At 61.7% G+C, this 16,061-nt stretch carries 13 protein-coding genes and 3 tRNA genes; 11 read left to right on the top strand and 5 right to left on the bottom strand.

What is annotated here, in order from left to right; translation table 11 throughout:
* Window positions 1-212: 212 nt before the first annotated feature.
* Window positions 213-299 (top strand) — tRNA-Leu (locus HV770_RS00870).
* Between the two features lie 105 nt (window positions 300-404).
* On the opposite strand, the gene HV770_RS00865 is transcribed toward HV770_RS00870, so the two are convergent.
* Window positions 405-692 carry a hypothetical protein gene (locus HV770_RS00865; RefSeq protein ID WP_175157677.1) on the bottom strand — a complete coding sequence of 96 codons (288 nt, stop codon included), beginning with the start codon at window positions 690-692 and terminating at the stop codon, window positions 405-407.
* A 346-nt stretch (window positions 693-1,038) separates the two neighbouring features.
* Here HV770_RS00865 and HV770_RS00860 point away from each other — a divergent pair, with 346 nt between their 5' ends.
* A complete protein-coding gene (locus tag HV770_RS00860) occupies window positions 1,039-2,517 on the top strand; it encodes a DUF3999 domain-containing protein (protein WP_175157676.1) in 1,479 nt (492 codons plus the stop codon).
* 144 nt (window positions 2,518-2,661) lie between these two features.
* Here HV770_RS00860 and HV770_RS00855 read toward each other — a convergent pair whose 3' ends face one another.
* Together HV770_RS00855 and HV770_RS00850 are read right to left on the bottom strand one after the other, a co-directional pair.
* A complete protein-coding gene (locus tag HV770_RS00855; protein ID WP_121318267.1) occupies window positions 2,662-3,114 on the bottom strand; it encodes a MarR family winged helix-turn-helix transcriptional regulator in 453 nt (150 codons plus the stop codon).
* A gap of 63 nt (window positions 3,115-3,177) precedes the next feature.
* Window positions 3,178-4,323 (bottom strand): glycerate kinase, encoded by a 1,146-nt coding sequence (locus tag HV770_RS00850; protein WP_175157675.1) that lies wholly within the window; start codon window positions 4,321-4,323, stop codon window positions 3,178-3,180.
* A 589-nt stretch (window positions 4,324-4,912) separates the two neighbouring features.
* On the opposite strand from HV770_RS00850, the gene tig reads away from it, so the two are divergent.
* The 8 genes from tig (at window position 4,913) to HV770_RS00810 (ending at window position 14,063) form a co-directional block, all read left to right on the top strand.
* Window positions 4,913-6,259 carry a trigger factor gene (gene tig, locus HV770_RS00845; protein ID WP_175157674.1) on the top strand — a complete coding sequence of 449 codons (1,347 nt, stop codon included), beginning with the start codon at window positions 4,913-4,915 and terminating at the stop codon, window positions 6,257-6,259.
* Window positions 6,260-6,445: 186 nt separating this feature from the next.
* Window positions 6,446-7,099: an ATP-dependent Clp endopeptidase proteolytic subunit ClpP gene (clpP, locus tag HV770_RS00840; protein ID WP_007182010.1), complete on the top strand. Its 654-nt coding sequence runs from the start codon at window positions 6,446-6,448 to the stop codon at window positions 7,097-7,099.
* Window positions 7,100-7,278: 179 nt separating this feature from the next.
* Window positions 7,279-8,550 carry an ATP-dependent Clp protease ATP-binding subunit ClpX gene (gene clpX, locus HV770_RS00835; RefSeq protein WP_121318261.1) on the top strand — a complete coding sequence of 424 codons (1,272 nt, stop codon included), beginning with the start codon at window positions 7,279-7,281 and terminating at the stop codon, window positions 8,548-8,550.
* A gap of 199 nt (window positions 8,551-8,749) precedes the next feature.
* Complete coding sequence (lon, locus tag HV770_RS00830) at window positions 8,750-11,170, top strand: endopeptidase La (protein ID WP_175157673.1); 2,421 nt, start codon at window positions 8,750-8,752, stop codon at window positions 11,168-11,170.
* Window positions 11,171-11,509: 339 nt separating this feature from the next.
* Window positions 11,510-11,782, top strand: a complete 273-nt coding sequence (locus HV770_RS00825) for an HU family DNA-binding protein (RefSeq protein ID WP_121318257.1) — start codon at window positions 11,510-11,512, stop codon at window positions 11,780-11,782.
* Window positions 11,783-11,838: 56 nt separating this feature from the next.
* Window positions 11,839-11,914 (top strand) — tRNA-Val (locus HV770_RS00820).
* 48 nt (window positions 11,915-11,962) lie between these two features.
* A tRNA-Asp gene (locus HV770_RS00815) sits at window positions 11,963-12,039 on the top strand.
* 86 nt (window positions 12,040-12,125) lie between these two features.
* Window positions 12,126-14,063, top strand: a complete 1,938-nt coding sequence (locus HV770_RS00810; protein ID WP_175157672.1) for a SurA N-terminal domain-containing protein — start codon at window positions 12,126-12,128, stop codon at window positions 14,061-14,063.
* Window positions 14,064-14,184: 121 nt separating this feature from the next.
* On the opposite strand, the gene HV770_RS00805 is transcribed toward HV770_RS00810, so the two are convergent.
* Together HV770_RS00805 and HV770_RS00800 are read right to left on the bottom strand one after the other, a co-directional pair.
* Window positions 14,185-14,523, bottom strand: coding sequence for a hypothetical protein (locus tag HV770_RS00805; protein WP_175157671.1), 339 nt, complete (start codon window positions 14,521-14,523; stop codon window positions 14,185-14,187).
* A 117-nt stretch (window positions 14,524-14,640) separates the two neighbouring features.
* Window positions 14,641-15,345 (bottom strand): arylesterase, encoded by a 705-nt coding sequence (locus tag HV770_RS00800; RefSeq protein WP_121318251.1) that lies wholly within the window; start codon window positions 15,343-15,345, stop codon window positions 14,641-14,643.
* Here HV770_RS00800 and HV770_RS00795 point away from each other — a divergent pair.
* Entirely contained in the window at window positions 15,344-16,030 is a 687-nt protein-coding gene (locus tag HV770_RS00795) for an ABC transporter ATP-binding protein (protein ID WP_175157670.1), read from the top strand. The genes HV770_RS00800 and HV770_RS00795 overlap by 2 nt on opposite strands.
* Window positions 16,031-16,061: the final 31 nt, after the last annotated feature.

Here is a 16,061-nt window from a genome sequence, read left to right as displayed (position 1 = left end):
GAATGTGGGCAAGGGCAGGCGAAGAAGGGCACGGCGTGCCTGCGTCAAGCCAGAAATTCTAGCATCGGCGCCGCTTCTACAGACACCGGACAGATGCAGACAAGCGCGGATCAATCGGTTAGAATCTCGCGCTTACGCTTTCGGGTGCGTGTTTCTGGCGCGGCCGCGAGCAGGCTGGACATCGGGCAGGACGCTTGGCGGCGTGCCCGGCTGCGAGGGTGGCGAAATTGGTAGACGCACCAGGTTTAGGTCCTGACGCCCGCAAGGGTGTAGGGGTTCGAGTCCCCTTCCTCGCACCACTTATCAGTAGCGAAAAACCCCGTTAAGTCGTTGGACTGACGGGGTTTTTTGTTTTCTGGCCTGACTCTGCCGCGCGTATCGGGCGAAGCCTGCCCGCCATCACCTCAGGCGCCCGGCGTGTCCGGTTGCGCCTGCGCGCCCGGCAGGTCCGCCTGCGCTGCGCCTTCGAGGAAACGGCGGGTCGATTCGAAAGCCTGCAGCATCTGATCCGGCCACGGCGTTTGCAGCATGACCGCCTGATGGTTTTCGAATGCCGACGACAACAGTTTGACCAGTTCGGGCGAGCGAAGATGACGCAGTAGTACGCTGACCGCGATCGCGGTCGCCTGACTCGCGCCGGCAGTCTGGAGTTCCGAGGCAGTGAGGGCTGCGACCTGTTTGTTGATGTCCACTGAAACTTCCTTGGATGAAAAGTGGGAGGGTGAAGGCTCGGTGGCCGATGCCGAATTTTGACATGGTTGGCGCGCTGTCGCGAATTCGGCCGCATGGCCGCACGGGCTGTACAGTATCGCGGCGTGGGCGCTGGTTCGAGGCCGGCGGATATCACCTCGACGCACGCAGGCGTCAGTTTAGGTATTCTCGATGGTCTGTGTATTACCGCGATCATGTGGACGGCTAGCCGGGCGTTCTGCCTCGCTGGCGGTGCGCTCGGACGGCAATCGTCGTCTCCTTTCGCTGTCTGGCCTGTCTGGCTATATTCCCGTTTCACTCCCAAGCAGTCGTTCCGGAAACTGAACAATGAAGCATGCGTTGAGACTGACCGCCTGGTGCTTTGCAATCGCCGCTGCGTGGATGTCGCCACCCGCAGCCGCAGCCGACCATTTCGCGCAACGTTTCGCGCTCCAGCTCGAAGACGGCGCCGCGTACTACAGCGTGATGCTGCCGGCGAAGGTGTATGCGGCGAGCCAGCGCAGCGACCTCGGCGACGTGCGCGTATTCAACGGCGCCGGCGAAGCGGTGCCGTACTCGCTCGATGCGCCGCGCGAACCCGCGCGCCCTGCGCCGGCTCTGCGTGCCGTGAGCTGGTTTCCCGTGCCGCCAGCCGCGGCAGGCGGCAACGGCGCACCAGTCGGGGTAGCGATGGCGGCCGATGGATCGTTGCGCGCGACCTCGCCGCCGCCGCCGCGCGCCCAGCATGACGTAGACCTGATTGATACCGGACGCGCGCCGCGATCAGGGCAGATCGGCGCGCTGCGCGTGCATCTGCGCGACGACAACTACCAGGGCCGTGTAAGCATCGAGTCGAGCGACGATTTGCGTCACTGGCAACCCGCGGGCAATGCGCAACTGCTGAAGGTCAACTACAACGGCAGCCTGCTGAGTCAGGACCGCATCGAACTGGACGGCGCCCACGCGCGTTACCTGCGACTGCGCTGGCTCGATGGCGTGCCGTATGTCGAGTCGATGGACGCGGAGGTGCATACGGGCATCGCAGGATCGGCGTGGCGGGGCGACGCGCAGCGCGAATGGCGTGAAGGCATCGTCGCTCACGCGGGTCCGAGAGCCGGCGAGTATTTCTTCACGACGGGCGGCCCGTACCCGGTAGACCGTTTGCGCGTGATTCTGCCGCAGACCAATACGGTGGCGCCTGCCGTGGTGTACTCGCGAGCGGGACTGGACGCGCCTTGGCGCGAGGTCTCCAGTGCGATGCTGTTCCGCTTGCATAACGGCGCGGTGGAGCAGAACAATCCATCGCTCGAACTGAAGCCGGACACGGATCGCCAATGGCGGGTGGTGGTCGATACGCGCAATGGCGGACTGGGCACCGGCAGTTTGACCGTTGCTGCCGGCTGGCAGCCGGCGACGCTGAGTTTTGCCGCGCGCGGAGCCGCACCGTTCGTGTTGATGGTGGGGAGCGCGGCCGCGTCATCGGCGGCGGTGGCGCGGGACGAGTTGCTGGCGGGCGCGTCGTCGACCGTGGCGGGCGCGCGCCTGGGCGATGTGCTGCCGCCTGTGGCGCAAGGCACGAGCGCAGGCTCCTCGGTGCTCGGCGAGCCGGATGCGCCGCGCCGCTATCTGTCGTGGCTGGCTTTGCTGCTGGCCGTGAGTTCGCTCGGGATGATCGCATGGTGGCTCGCGCGGATGGCGCAGTCACGCGTGCGGGAAGTGGCCGCTGATCTGCCCGCGGCGCCCGGTGTGACAAGCGGCGCGGTGGGTGATGCGGGAATCGGTGGCAGTGCGAATGTCGACGACGGGCCGGACCGCGAGAAAAGGTGATGGTGCGAGCGACTGGGGTTGGCCGCCGCATAGTCAAACGAACAGGGCAGTGTTGGACGCTGCGGCGAATCAATCCGCGCAGAGCGAGCCGCATGCAAGGCAGATCAGCGCAGAGCCCGCGTCGTCCGTCCACGCTCCCACCGCTTACACCACTCGCTCAATCATTGTCTCGATGAGTTTGTCGAGCGCATCGCCGAAGGCGGCCTTTTCCCGCTCGTCGAGGCAATCGAACATATCGCCGTTCCACTTGCGCGCGATCGGCATCACCTTCCTGTACAGCGCGCGGCCCTCCGGTGTCAGCGACACCAGCACCACGCGACCGTCTTCGGCACTTGGCCGGCGCTGCACGAGCCCTTGCCGGATCATCGCTTCGGCCGCGCGGCTCGCCTGGCTTTTGTCGAGATTGGCATGCCTCGCCAGTTCCATGATGGAAAACGGTCCGAACGAACCCACCGATGCAATCACCCGCGCTTCCGGCAAGCTCACGCCGAGCTTCGCCTGATAACGCTCGCTGATGCCACGCTCCGCGAGTTTGTTCAGCACGTGCAGACGATACGTGAGGAACTGTTCAAGCCCGGCTTTGGCGGAGTCCTTCATGCTGATCCCGTGGTGAGTGGAGCGATCGCGGCGCAGTGATTGTTGCCGCAACCGTCCCGCCGGTCAACGCGAGCCGTATTTGAGGCGCGTCAGTTGTTCGGCCTCGTCGGCGAGCAGGCGTGCCGCATCGCGAATCGCGACGTCGAGCGTGATCGGTCCGGGTGCCGGAGAGAAGCAACCGCTGAAGTATTCGGCGAGACGAGGCAACGCGGCGGAGTCGACCCCTCCGGAGAGCAGCGTGGCAGGCACACCGGCCGCTCGCGCATGACCGCACGCAATAAAGGGCGCTTTGCCGTGCAGCGTTTGCACGTCCGAACGGCCTTCGCCGGTAATCAGCCAGTTTGCGCCTTCGAGCGCCGCATCGAGACCGATCTGCCGCGCGACCGTTTCCGCGCCCGGCTCGAACTGCGCGCCGAGCATATGCAGCGCGAAGCCGAGGCCGCCGGCCGCGCCCGCACCGGGCTGATCGCGCGCCGTGCGGCCGAGCGCGGCCTCGAGCAGGTCGGCAAAATGGGCGAGGGCGGCGTCGATCGACGCAACCTGGCCGGGCTTGACGCCTTTTTGCGGACCGAAGACCGCTGTCGCGCCGTGCTCGCCGGTGAGCGGGTTATCCACGTCCGACATGCCGACAAACTGCGTGTCTGCGAGCCGGGCGTCGAGTTGCGAGACGTCGAGACGCGCGACGCGCGCCAATTGTTCGGGCGTGCCTTCGAGCTGGTTGCCTTGCGCGTCGAAGAGTCTGAGGCCGAGGCCGGCCAGCAGGCCGGCGCCGCCGTCGTTGGTACTGCTGCCGCCCAGCGCGATGAAAAAGCGCCGCACACCGGCGTCGAGCAGCGCGCGAATGGCTTCGCCCATGCCCCGCGTGCTGCGCGCTTCGACCGGCACACCCATTCCGACCGGATCGGTAATGCCGACGATTTCCGCCGTCTCGATGATCGCGCTGCCATCCACGAGCAGGCCCGTCAGCGCTTCACGCAGTGGACCGGCCGCGCCGCGCACGCTCAGTTTGCGGCGCTCGCCGCCGCTCGTGAGCATGGCGTCGAGGGTGCCTTCGCCGCCGTCGGCCATCGGGCAGATGCGCACGCTGGCGTCGGGGCGAGCGCGCAGGATGCCGGATGCGATCGACTGCGCGACCTGCTCCGCGCTAAGCGAGCCTTTGAAGGAATCGGGGGCAATGACGACGACAGGCGAGGACGGCGAATTCGGCATGGTGTCTCTGAATGGTTGGAATCGTTGCGAAGGCGGGGCAATGACATGAGGCGAATGCAGCCCCGAGCGCGTTCGCTAGCTTATCAGCATGGGCGGGCCGACTGAATATGTCGAAAGGCATAGCTGGGATCGTCCGTCGTAGCGCGCCAGGCGGGCAAGGTTGCCGGTCGCCGCAGGCAGCTGGCACGCCATAACGCCGGCGAAGCGGAGCTTCGCAATCGACGCGGCCACCCGCCCATGCCGCGCTACCGTCGCGCAGCAGACAGCGCAGGTGTGGAGAAATACGCCTGCGCGCGTGCGTCAGGATGACGGAAACGGCACGCCCCCCACCGAAACCGCGCCAAAACAGCCCGGAAAGCGCCCGGAATGCCGATAAAAATCCGCGCATTTATCGAATCCCGGCTAGGCGCGCAAATAGTTTGCTAAAATATTCGGCTCTTTGGACCCAACCGTGCTGCCGGCGGCCTGCAAGCCCGCGGCGCAGGCGCGCAATCGATGCTAAACGACGCAAACGCGACATCGGCGACATCGAAAAGCGGCACGGAGAAGATAACTGATTCGCTCGAATAAATTTAGGACGATTGAAGCCATGGCTAACGTTGTTGAGAACCTCGGCAAGCTCGAACGCCGCGTAACGATTTCCCTGCCGAAGGACGCCGTGCAGAAGGAAGTGGACTCGCGTATCCGTCAACTCGCGAAGAACGTGCGCATGCCGGGTTTCCGCCCGGGCAAGGTGCCGCTCAAGATGGTGACGCAGCAGTATTCGGGCCAGGTGGAAGCCGAAGTGCTGAGCGACAAGGTCGGCAAGGAATTCTTCGACATCAGCCGCGCGGAGAACCTGCGCGTGGCCGGTCAGCCGAGCTTCGCGCCGAAGGCCGACGCAGTCGAAGGCGACTACGCATTCGACGCGACCTTCGAGGTGTACCCGGAAGTGCGGCTGGGCGACGTCGCCACGGCTGAAATCGAGCGCACCACGACCACCATCAGCGAAGCGGAAATTGACCGCACGCTGGAAATCCTGCGCAAGCAGCGCGTGCACTTCCACGCTCGCGGCGAAGCCGGCGAGCACGGCGACGGCGGCGCGGATACGACAGCGAAAGAAGGCGATCGCGTGACGGTCGACTTCGTCGGCAAGATCGACGGTGAAGTGTTCCAGGGCGGCAGCGCGGAAGACTTCGCGTTCGTGCTGGGCGAAGGTCGCATGCTGCCGGAATTCGAAAAGGCGGCGCAAGGCCTGAAGGTCGGCGAGGCGAAGGAATTCGATCTGGCCTTCCCTGAGGACTATCACGGCAAGGACGTGGCGGGCAAAACGGCGCAATTCACGATCACGATGAAGAAGATCGAGTGGCCGCACCTGCCGGAAATCGACGCTGACTTCGCGAAGTCGCTCGGTATCGAAGACGGCGACCAGGCCAAGATGCGCGCCGAGATCAAGGACAACCTCGAGCGCGAAGCGAAGCGCCGCACGCAAGCGATCGTCAAGAACCAGGTGATGGACGCGCTGCTGAAGATTTCGGAACTCGACGTGCCGAACGCGCTGATCGAACAGGACCAGGAACGCCTCGTCGCGATGGCGCGCCAGGATCTGGAGCAACGCGGCGTGCCGAACGCCAAAGACGCGCCGATCCCTCCCGCCATGTTCAAGGAGCAGGCCGAGCGCCGCGTCAAGCTGGGCCTCGTACTGGCCGAACTGGTCAAGGCCAACGAACTGCAAGCCAAGCCGGAGCAGATTCGCGCCGAAGTCGACGAATTCGCGAAAAGCTACGAAGACCCGAAGGAAGTCGTCCGCTGGTATTATTCCAACCAGCAACGTCTTGCTGAAATGGAAGCGTACGTCGTTGAAGCCAATGTCGTCGAATTCGTGCTCAGCAAGGCCAAGGTGACGGACAAGGAAGTGAGCTTCGAAGAACTGGCAAGCGCGACGGCGCAAGCGTAAGTGTCGCTGCAACGGCGTGCCGGCTGTCGGAGTGACGGCCCGCACGCCGTTTTTTTGTGCTGTGAATGTGCTTTGCGTTGTGTCGTGCAACGCGCTTGTGCTGATCGCGCACTTGAATACGGGCTCGTCGCACACCACCTGTCCAGCATCTGATATTTAGAATATTTCCAGACAAGGATCCATTGCATGACCTTTCGCGCTCAAATGCTGGACACGTTGACCTCCCAGTCGTCGCGGGATCTCGAAGCGCAGGCGCTCGGACTTGTGCCGATCGTCGTGGAAACGAGCGGCCGGGGCGAGCGCTCGTATGACATCTATTCGCGTCTGCTCAAAGAACGCATTGTGTTTCTGGTCGGTGAAGTGAACGACCAGACGGCGAATCTCGTCGTGGCACAGATGCTGTTTCTCGAGAGCGAGAATCCGGACAAAGACATCAGCTTCTACATCAACAGCCCGGGCGGCTCGGTGTCGGCCGGCATGGCGATCTACGATACGATGCAGTTCATCAAGCCGGACGTCTCCACGCTGTGCATGGGTCTCGCGGCGAGCATGGGTGCATTCCTGCTGGCGGCGGGCGCGAAGGGCAAGCGGTTTGCGCTGCCGAATTCGCGCGTGATGATTCACCAGCCGTTGGGCGGCGCGCGCGGTCAAGCGTCGGACATCGAAATTCAGGCGCGCGAAATCCTGTATTTGAAGGAGCGGTTGAACCATCTGCTCGCGCACCATACGGGCCAACCCGTCGAACGTATTGCGCGTGACACCGATCGTGACAACTTCATGTCCGGCGACGACGCGCAAGCTTACGGTCTGGTTGACCAGGTCGCACACAAGCGTCCTTGATCCGGTGCGCTTTTGCCTCTAATTGGGGCAAAACCGCCGTCAGATCGATTGTGAAATAATCAAGACCGTCCGAGCGCCTGCGGCAAGCGCCGTCACCTTGGCTCAAGTCCCCTGCGGCGCTGCGAGGTAGGGGGCAAACGGCGTATCATGTAATTGAGTGTCCGGAGGCTCACACATCTATGGCGGACAAGAAAAGTTCTAACAGCGAAAAGCTGTTGTATTGCTCGTTTTGCGGCAAGAGCCAGCATGAAGTCAAGAAACTGATTGCCGGCCCATCGGTATTCATCTGCGATGAATGTATCGACCTGTGCAACGAAATCATTCGCGACGAGGCTGCCGGCGCGGGCATCGAGGCGGGCTTGTCGAAGTCCGATCTGCCGAGTCCGCAGGAAATCCGCGAGATTCTCGACCAGTACGTGATCGGTCAGGAACGCGCGAAGAAGATTCTCGCGGTCGCGGTGTACAACCACTACAAGCGCCTCAAGCATCTCGACAAGAAGGACGAGATCGAGCTGTCCAAGAGCAACATTCTGCTGATCGGTCCGACCGGTTCTGGCAAGACGCTGCTCGCGCAGACGCTCGCGCGCCTTCTGAACGTCCCGTTCGTGATTGCCGATGCAACCACGCTGACGGAAGCCGGCTATGTCGGCGAGGACGTCGAGAACATCATCCAGAAGCTGCTGCAGAACTGCAATTACGAAGTCGACAAGGCTCAGCGCGGTATCGTTTATATCGACGAAATCGACAAGATCAGCCGCAAGTCCGACAACCCGTCGATCACCCGTGATGTGTCTGGCGAAGGCGTGCAGCAGGCTTTGCTGAAGCTGGTCGAAGGCACGATGGCGTCGGTGCCGCCACAGGGTGGCCGTAAGCATCCGAATCAGGACTTCATCCAGGTCGATACCACCAACATTCTGTTCATTTGCGGTGGCGCATTCGACGGGCTCGAGAAGGTCATTGTCGATCGTACCGAGAAGACAGGTATCGGTTTCGGCGCGAGCGTAAAGAGCAAGCAGGACCGTGACGCCGGCGAAGTGCTGCGCGAAGTGGAGCCGGAAGATCTGATCAAGTTCGGCCTGATTCCTGAACTGATCGGCCGTCTGCCTGTCGTCGCCACGCTCGGCAAGCTCGATGAAGCGGCGCTGATGAAAATCCTCGTCGAACCGAAGAACGCATTGGTGAAGCAGTACCACAAGCTGTTCAACATGGAACGCGTCGAGTTGGAAATCCGTCCGGGCGCGTTGCAGGCTGTGGCGCGCAAAGCCATTCGTCGCAAGACGGGTGCGCGTGGTCTGCGCTCTATCCTGGAACAGGCGTTGCTTGACGTGATGTACGACCTGCCGCAAATGAAAGGCGTTAGCAAGGTCATCATCGACGATAACGTGATTGACGGCGACGGCAAACCGCTACTGATCTACGAAGACGCGCCCAAGGTCGCGGGTTCGAACTGATCGGCTTCGGGTTCTGTAAAAAAGCCGTTCATGGCGACGTGAACGGCTTTTTCGTTTATCGTGTGGTCAGGATGGTTGTTTTCACTATGGAGTCACTGAACCTTCGGAGTCACTGAACTTTTCCCACACGCGGAGGCTTGCAATATTTTCTGCTGGCCTCACCTATCGAACGAACTGATTCCACTCATGGGGAAATGAAATGTCAGGAACCCAACTCCTCCCGCCGGAACGCATTACGCTCCCGCTGCTCCCGCTGCGTGACGTAGTCGTTTTCCCGCACATGGTGATTCCGCTCTTCGTAGGCCGCCCGAAGTCGATCAAGGCTCTCGAAGCAGCGATGGAAGGCGGCAAGCACATCATGCTCGTCGCCCAGAAAACGGCTGCGAAAGATGAGCCGACCGAAAAGGACATGTACGAAGTAGGGTGTGTTGCCAACATCCTGCAAATGCTCAAGCTGCCCGATGGCACCGTGAAGGTGCTCGTCGAAGGCTTGCAGCGCGCGAAAACGCTTTCCATCGAAGAGCAGGAAACGCAATTCTCGTGCGAAGTCATGCCGCTCGAACCCGACCACGCCGACAGCGCTGAAACCGAAGCGTTGCGCCGCGCGATCGTGTCGCAGTTCGATCAGTATGTGAAGCTGAACAAGAAGATCCCGCCGGAAATCCTGACATCGTTGTCGGGTATCGACGAAGCCGGGCGTCTGGCCGACACCATCGCGGCGCATCTGCCGCTCAAGCTCGACCAGAAGCAGCACATCCTCGAGATGTTCCCGGTGATCGAGCGACTTGAGCATCTGCTCGCGCAACTCGAAGCTGAGATCGACATCCTGCAGGTCGAAAAGCGCATCCGCGGGCGTGTGAAGCGCCAGATGGAGAAGAGCCAGCGCGAGTACTACCTGAACGAACAGGTCAAGGCGATCCAGAAGGAACTCGGCGAAGGCGAAGAAGGTGCGGACCTCGAAGACCTCGAGAAACGCATCACGGCTGCCCGCATGCCGAAGGAGGCGAAGAAGAAGGCCGACGCCGAGCTGAAGAAGCTCAAGCTGATGTCGCCGATGTCGGCGGAAGCGACAGTCGTGCGCAACTATATCGACACGCTGATCGGCTTGCCGTGGCGCAAGAAGAGCAAGGTCAACAATGACCTCTCGAATGCGGAGCGCGTGCTCGACGAAGACCACTTCGGTCTCGAGAAGGTGAAGGAACGCATTCTCGAGTATCTCGCGGTCCAGCAGCGTGTCGATAAGGTCAAGGCGCCGATCCTGTGCCTCGTTGGGCCCCCGGGCGTCGGTAAGACGTCGCTCGGTCAGTCGATCGCTCGCGCCACGAACCGCAAGTTCGTGCGCATGGCGCTCGGCGGTGTGCGCGACGAAGCCGAGATTCGCGGCCACCGTCGTACGTACATCGGTTCGATGCCTGGCAAGATTTTGCAAAGCCTGACCAAGGTCGGCGTGCGCAATCCGCTCTTCCTGCTCGACGAAGTCGACAAGATGGGTCAGGATTTCCGCGGCGATCCGTCGTCGGCGTTGCTCGAAGTGCTCGATCCGGAGCAGAACCACACGTTCGCCGATCACTACGTCGAAGTCGACTTCGATCTGTCGGATGTGATGTTCGTCGCGACGTCGAACTCGCTGAACATTCCGCCGCCGCTGCTCGACCGGATGGAAGTGATCCGCTTGTCGGGCTACACGGAAGACGAGAAGGTCAGCATCGCGCAGCGTTATCTGTTGCCGAAGCAGAAAAAGAACAACGGCCTCAAGGATGGCGAGGTCGATGTGACGGAAACCGCGATTCGCGACATCATTCGTTACTACACGCGTGAAGCGGGCGTGCGTTCGCTCGAGCGTGAAATTTCGAAGATCTGCCGCAAGGTCGTGAAGATGCTTCTGCTGAAGAAGGCGGAAGGCGCGGTGAAGGTCGACGGCAGCAATCTCGACACCTTCCTCGGCGTGCGCAAGTACGACTTCGGTCTGGCTGCGAAGGAAAATCAGGTTGGCCAGGTCACGGGCCTCGCGTGGACGGAAGTGGGCGGCGATCTGCTGACCATCGAAGCCGCGGTGATGCCGGGCAAGGGCAATGTGATCCGCACGGGTTCGCTCGGTGACGTGATGAAGGAATCCGTTGAAGCGGCGCGCTCGGTTGTGCGCTCGCGTTCGCGTCGTCTGGGTGTCAAGGACGAAGCGTTCGAGAAGCAGGATATTCACATCCACGTGCCGGAAGGCGCGACACCGAAGGACGGTCCTTCGGCCGGTATCGCGATGACGACCGCGCTGGTGTCGGTATTGACCGGTATTCCGGTACGTGCCGACGTCGCGATGACGGGCGAAATCACGTTGCGTGGCGAAGTCCTGCCGATTGGCGGTCTGAAGGAAAAGCTGCTGGCGGCGCATCGTGGTGGGATCAAGCTGGTGCTGATTCCGGAAGAAAACGTCAAGGACTTGACGGAGATTCCGGATAACGTGAAGAACGCAATCGAAATCGTGCCGGTCCGCTGGATCGACAAGGTGCTCGAGCTGGCGCTCGAACGTGTGCCGCAATCTTTGCCTGAAGAAGAACCGAAACCTGCCGCGCCCGTTGCGGCGGAGCCGGGCAAAGACGCAGCATCAGAGGTTGTGAAGCACTAAAACATCCAGAAGCGAAGCTGCTTGCTGAACAGAAACCCGCGGTCACGGCCGCGGGTTTTTTATTGCCCGCGCGATTTTGCAATGCGCTCGTAGGTCACGTTTTCCCACCTTGTGAGCATCGCGCCAGGTGCCTCGGGTGACAGGTTGCTTGCGCGTTGACGCCAGACAATATTTGCTAATAAAAAGCCCCTTAAAAACCCGTCGAATCAGGCTCAACCCCGCTTGACACAAGGGTTTCGGCCAATTCTAATGAGGCGGCCCGGCGTTGCCCGCCGGTCGCGTGATGCCAGGTGCTACAGAGCACCGTCACGATTGTCATAAACATTCTCGGGGGTTGGAATGAACAAGACGGACTTGATCGATCACATTGCCCAGCAGGCCGACATTTCGAAAGCTGCGGCAGGCCGTGCACTCGATGCAGTGATCGGCGGCGTCAAAGCAACATTGAAGACCGGCGGTTCGGTGACTCTGGTCGGCTTCGGCACGTTCGCGGTCGGCAAGCGGACCGCGCGTACGGGCCGCAATCCGCGCACCGGCGCGGCGATTAAAATCAAAGCGGCAAAAGTTCCTAAATTTAGGCCTGGCAAAGCTCTGAAGGATGCGCTAAACTAACGGGCTTGCTGCTTGAGAAGCAGGTGGCAATAACGAAGCACACTGAATCGCGAAACGGGTGCTTAGCTCAGTTGGTAGAGCGGCGCCCTTACAAGGCGTAGGTCGGGAGTTCGAGCCTCTCAGCACCCACCAGTTTCAGATTCGGATCAAGTGGTCTCGTTGCAGCAAAGCGCAGTATAAGGAGTGGTAGTTCAGTCGGTTAGAATACCGGCCTGTCACGCCGGGGGTCGCGGGTTCGAGTCCCGTCCACTCCGCCAGTATCCACGAAAGGCGAACTCCGGTTCGCCTTTTTTATTGCCCGCTGTTGTAAGATCGGGCGTTCTGTTTTTGGCACTCCTTTCGCATGCTCGATTTTTTCCGCAATCACAAACGCCTGATGATGTTCATGCTCATCCTCGTCATTGTGCCGGGGTTGGGTTTTGTGGGTATTCAAGGCTTCCGCGGCTTTTTTGACGAAAGTGCAAACGTCGCGAGCGTCAACGGTCACAAGATCACCCGCGCAGAGTACGACGACGCGACGCGTCAGCAACTCGACCGCGCCCGTCAGATGCTCGGCGCGCAGTTCGACATGAAGTCGTTCGATACGCCGGAGCGCCGTCGCCAGATGCTCGACGGTCTGATCGAGCAGCGCGTGCTGGCCGATGAAACGCAGCGCCTCCATCTGACCGCATCCGACGACGCCGTGCGCCGCGTGCTGCTCAACGATCCGGTGATTTCGTCGCTGAAGAACCCTGACGGCTCGATCGACGTCGACCGTTACAAGCAGTTGCTTGCGATGCAGGGCATGACGCCCGATCAATACGACGAACGCGTGCGCTACGGCCTCGCGATGCAGCAGTTGCCCGCGAGCATTCAAGGCAGCGCGTTCACGTCGAAGACCCTCGCGCAGCATCTGACCGAGCTTGCCGAACAGCAGCGTGAAGTACAGGGCATCGCGTTCCATCCGCGTGACTATGCGGCGAAGGTGCAGCCGACCGATGCGCAACTGCAGGCCTACTACGACGCGCATCGCAACGACTTCGCGACGCCGGCCACTGCGACGATCCAGTACCTGGTGATGTCCCCGGCAAGCCTGGGCGCGTCCATCCGGCCGAGCGACGCCGATCTGAAGAAGTACTACGACGACAATATCGCGCACTTTCGCACCGACGTCGAAGTGCGTGCGAGCCACATCCTCATCTCGGCGCCGAAAGACGCGAGCGCGGCCGACAAGGCCAAGGCGAAGCAGAAGGCCGAAGAGTTGCTCGCGCAGATCAAGGCGCATCCCGACCAGTTCGCGCAGATCGCGCAGGCGAATTCGCAGGATCCAGGTTCGGCGTCAAAGGGCGGTGATCTGGGTTACTTCGGCCGCGGCATGATCGCTGGCGGCCAGGCATTCGACGACGCCGTGTTCGCGCTGAAGAAGGACGAAGTCAGCGGCATCGTGCAGACCGACTTCGGCTTTCACATCGTCAAGGTGACCGACGTGAAGCCGGCGGTCACGAAGCCGTTCGACGAAGTGAAAGATCAGATCGCGAAAGACCTGAAGACGCAGTTGGCAAGCAAGGCCTTCAGCGATGCTTCGGAAGGCTTCACGTCGCTCGTGTATGAGAAGGCAAAGAGCCTGCAACCGGCCGCCGACAAGTACAAATTGCCACTGCAGACCGCGACGGTGACGCCGCAACCGGATCCGAAGCTGCCGCCTGACAGCCCGCTGAACAATGCGAAGTTCCTCGCGGCGGTGTTCGCGAACGATGCGGCGGTCCAGCGTAACAATACGCAGGCCATCGACGTCGGCAGCAACACACTGATCGCTGCGCGCGTCACCGACTACAAGCCCGCGGCCGTGCCCGCGTTCGACGCCGTCAAGGACGCCGTGCGTCAGAAGGTGATCGCGGTGCAGTCGAACGAAGCTGCGCACAAGGACGGTGCGGCAAAGCTCGCGGAGTTCGAGAAGTCGAAGTCTACCGCTGGTTTCTCGTCGACGCTGAAGGTATCGCGCAACGATGCGCAAGGCGTGCCGCCTGCCGCATTGAGCGCAATCTACAAGGCCGATGCGCAAAAATTGCCAGCCTACGTCGGTGTGGATCTCGGCGACGACGGCTATGCGATCTATCGCGTGAATGCGGTAGCGGCGGGTGCGCCGATTGATCCGCAGCGTTTGGCCGCTGCGCAGCAGCAGATTGCGCAGGTCGAGGCACAGTCCGAAGCCGAGGCCTATGTCGAGGCATTGCGGGCCCGCTCGAAGGTGAAGTTCTATGGCTCACTCGACAGCAGCGACGCGCAGCAGAACGGCGAGTAAACCCGGCAAACCATGTTGCTGGCGCGCGGAGCACAGCGCGCAAATAAAGAAAAGCCCCGCAAATTGCGGGGCTTTTCCATTTGACGGGCATCATACCCATCACACGGTACGCAGTGGCACGTTAGAGGCAACCGCTGATCGCACCGGTGGCCTGACCGCCCGCGGCATTGCCGCGGAAGCCGACCCACGTCCCTGCGCCGGTGTATGCCGGGCGTACCACGGCGGCTGCGCCGTTAGGCGGCTGTTGACCGGGAACATAGACGTCCATCGCCCGATCGTTCGCCAGCGTGTTTTGCGAAACGACCTGCTGCTGCGAGGCGTCGGCCCATTTCTGCGCGATGCAACTGGCCACGGCCTGTGGCGGTTGCTGGCTTTGACCGACGGATTGAACGCCAGCAGGCGGTTGAGCGGCGCAGGCAGAGATTGCCACGGTCAAAGCGATTAACGGTAAGTATTTCACGTTATCTCCTCAGAGGCGCTCAGATTCGAGCTGGATTACACGGGATACGAAAGTGTCTGAGTGACCTTTACCGATCCGTGTTCCCAAAGTTCTAGAAACAAGTTGTTAGCCAGCTTTTCAGCGCGGCGAACTTGTGCGAAGAAGTGGCTTAACAGTGGGCCACACGTTGTCCAGTAGCACTGGCTGTGCCTGCTGCGTCGGGTGAATCTGATCCGCTTGGAACATCTCGGGCTTATCAGCGATTCCTGCGAGCAGGAATGGCACCAGCGGCACGCGCAACTGCTTCGACAGTTCGCCATACAGTCCGTGGAACTTTTGCGTATAGTCCGGGCCGTAATTTGGCGGGACGTACATGCCCACCAGCACGACTTTCGCATGGCCCTGCTGAGCCTGTTCGATGATCGTGCGCAGGTTGTCTTCGGTGGTGGAGAGCGGCACGCCGCGCAACGCGTCGTTGGCGCCGAGTTCGACGATCACGATGCTCGGCTTCAGACGCTGCATCAGCGCCGGCAAGCGGGCCCGCCCGCCGCTCGTGGTGTCGCCGCTGATGCTTGCATTGGCGACGCTATAATCGATTCGCTCGTCGGTGAGACGCTGGCGCATCAACGCAACCCAGCCGGTGTCGCGGGGCAAGCCGTACTCGGCGGAGATGCTGTCGCCCAGGACGACGATCACCGGTCTCGCCGGGTCCGGCGCGTTGGCGGCGTGAACCGGTAGGGGCATCGAAAACAGGGCGGCGGCCATGACGGCCGAGCCGAATGCCGTAGTCAGCGCCGTAGCGCGCGGGGCGATGGCGAGCACTTTCAACCTACGCTTCACCATGCTAAACAAAACTGATCCAGTCATTGAAGTGCGGGGTTTGTGCAAGAAAGTTAAGGATGCAACAGGCGAACTGACGATTCTCGACGACATCGATCTTGCTATCGCTGCCGGCAGCAGTGTGGCGATCGTCGGTGCATCCGGATCGGGCAAGTCTACGCTGCTCGGCTTGCTCGCGGGATTGGACAGCGCCAGTTCGGGCTCGGTTCGGCTGCTGGGCCGCGAGCTCACCGAATTGACCGAAGATGAACGGGCCGCGTTGCGTAGCGGCTCGGTCGGCTTCGTGTTCCAGTCGTTTCAACTGATGCCGCATTTGACGGCGCTCGAAAACGTCACGTTGCCGCTCGAGCTGCAGGGCGGCATCGGCACACGCGAGGCCGCGACGCGCGCGCGTCTTCTGCTGGAACAGGTGGGACTCGGGCAGCGTACCGGCCATTATCCGAAGCTGCTGTCGGGCGGCGAGCAGCAGCGCGTCGCGTTGGCGCGCGCGTTCGTCACGCATCCGGCCATCCTGTTCGCGGATGAACCGACCGGCAGTCTCGACGCCGCGACCGGTCATGCGGTGATCGATCTGATGTTCGAGATGAACCGGGCGAACGGCGCCACGCTGATTCTCGTCACGCACGATGTCGAGCTGGCGCGCCGTTGCGATACGACCGTGACGATCGAAGCAGGGCGGCTTGCGTGAACGTGTACGCTCGGCCGTGATGAGCCGCGAG

The organism is Paraburkholderia fynbosensis, assembly GCF_902859935.1.
GTDB classification, from domain to species: Bacteria; Pseudomonadota; Gammaproteobacteria; order Burkholderiales; family Burkholderiaceae; genus Paraburkholderia; species Paraburkholderia fynbosensis.
This window is presented reverse-complemented; position numbering and strand designations above follow the sequence as displayed.

Bases quoted from the DNA above. Each gene is read 5' to 3' on its own strand.
- HV770_RS00860 (WP_175157676.1), top strand. From the start codon at position 1,039: ATGAAGCATGCGTTGAGACTGACCGCCTGGTGCTTTGCAATCGCCGCT.
- HV770_RS00855 (WP_121318267.1), bottom strand. From the start codon at position 3,114: ATGAAGGACTCCGCCAAAGCCGGGCTTGAACAGTTCCTCACGTATCGT.
- HV770_RS00850 (WP_175157675.1), bottom strand. From the start codon at position 4,323: ATGCCGAATTCGCCGTCCTCGCCTGTCGTCGTCATTGCCCCCGATTCC.
- tig (WP_175157674.1), top strand. From the start codon at position 4,913: ATGGCTAACGTTGTTGAGAACCTCGGCAAGCTCGAACGCCGCGTAACG.
- clpP (WP_007182010.1), top strand. From the start codon at position 6,446: ATGACCTTTCGCGCTCAAATGCTGGACACGTTGACCTCCCAGTCGTCG.
- clpX (WP_121318261.1), top strand. From the start codon at position 7,279: ATGGCGGACAAGAAAAGTTCTAACAGCGAAAAGCTGTTGTATTGCTCG.
- lon (WP_175157673.1), top strand. From the start codon at position 8,750: ATGTCAGGAACCCAACTCCTCCCGCCGGAACGCATTACGCTCCCGCTG.
- HV770_RS00825 (WP_121318257.1), top strand. From the start codon at position 11,510: ATGAACAAGACGGACTTGATCGATCACATTGCCCAGCAGGCCGACATT.
- HV770_RS00810 (WP_175157672.1), top strand. From the start codon at position 12,126: ATGCTCGATTTTTTCCGCAATCACAAACGCCTGATGATGTTCATGCTC.
- HV770_RS00795 (WP_175157670.1), top strand. From the start codon at position 15,344: ATGCTAAACAAAACTGATCCAGTCATTGAAGTGCGGGGTTTGTGCAAG.
- HV770_RS00800 (WP_121318251.1), bottom strand. From the start codon at position 15,345: ATGGTGAAGCGTAGGTTGAAAGTGCTCGCCATCGCCCCGCGCGCTACG.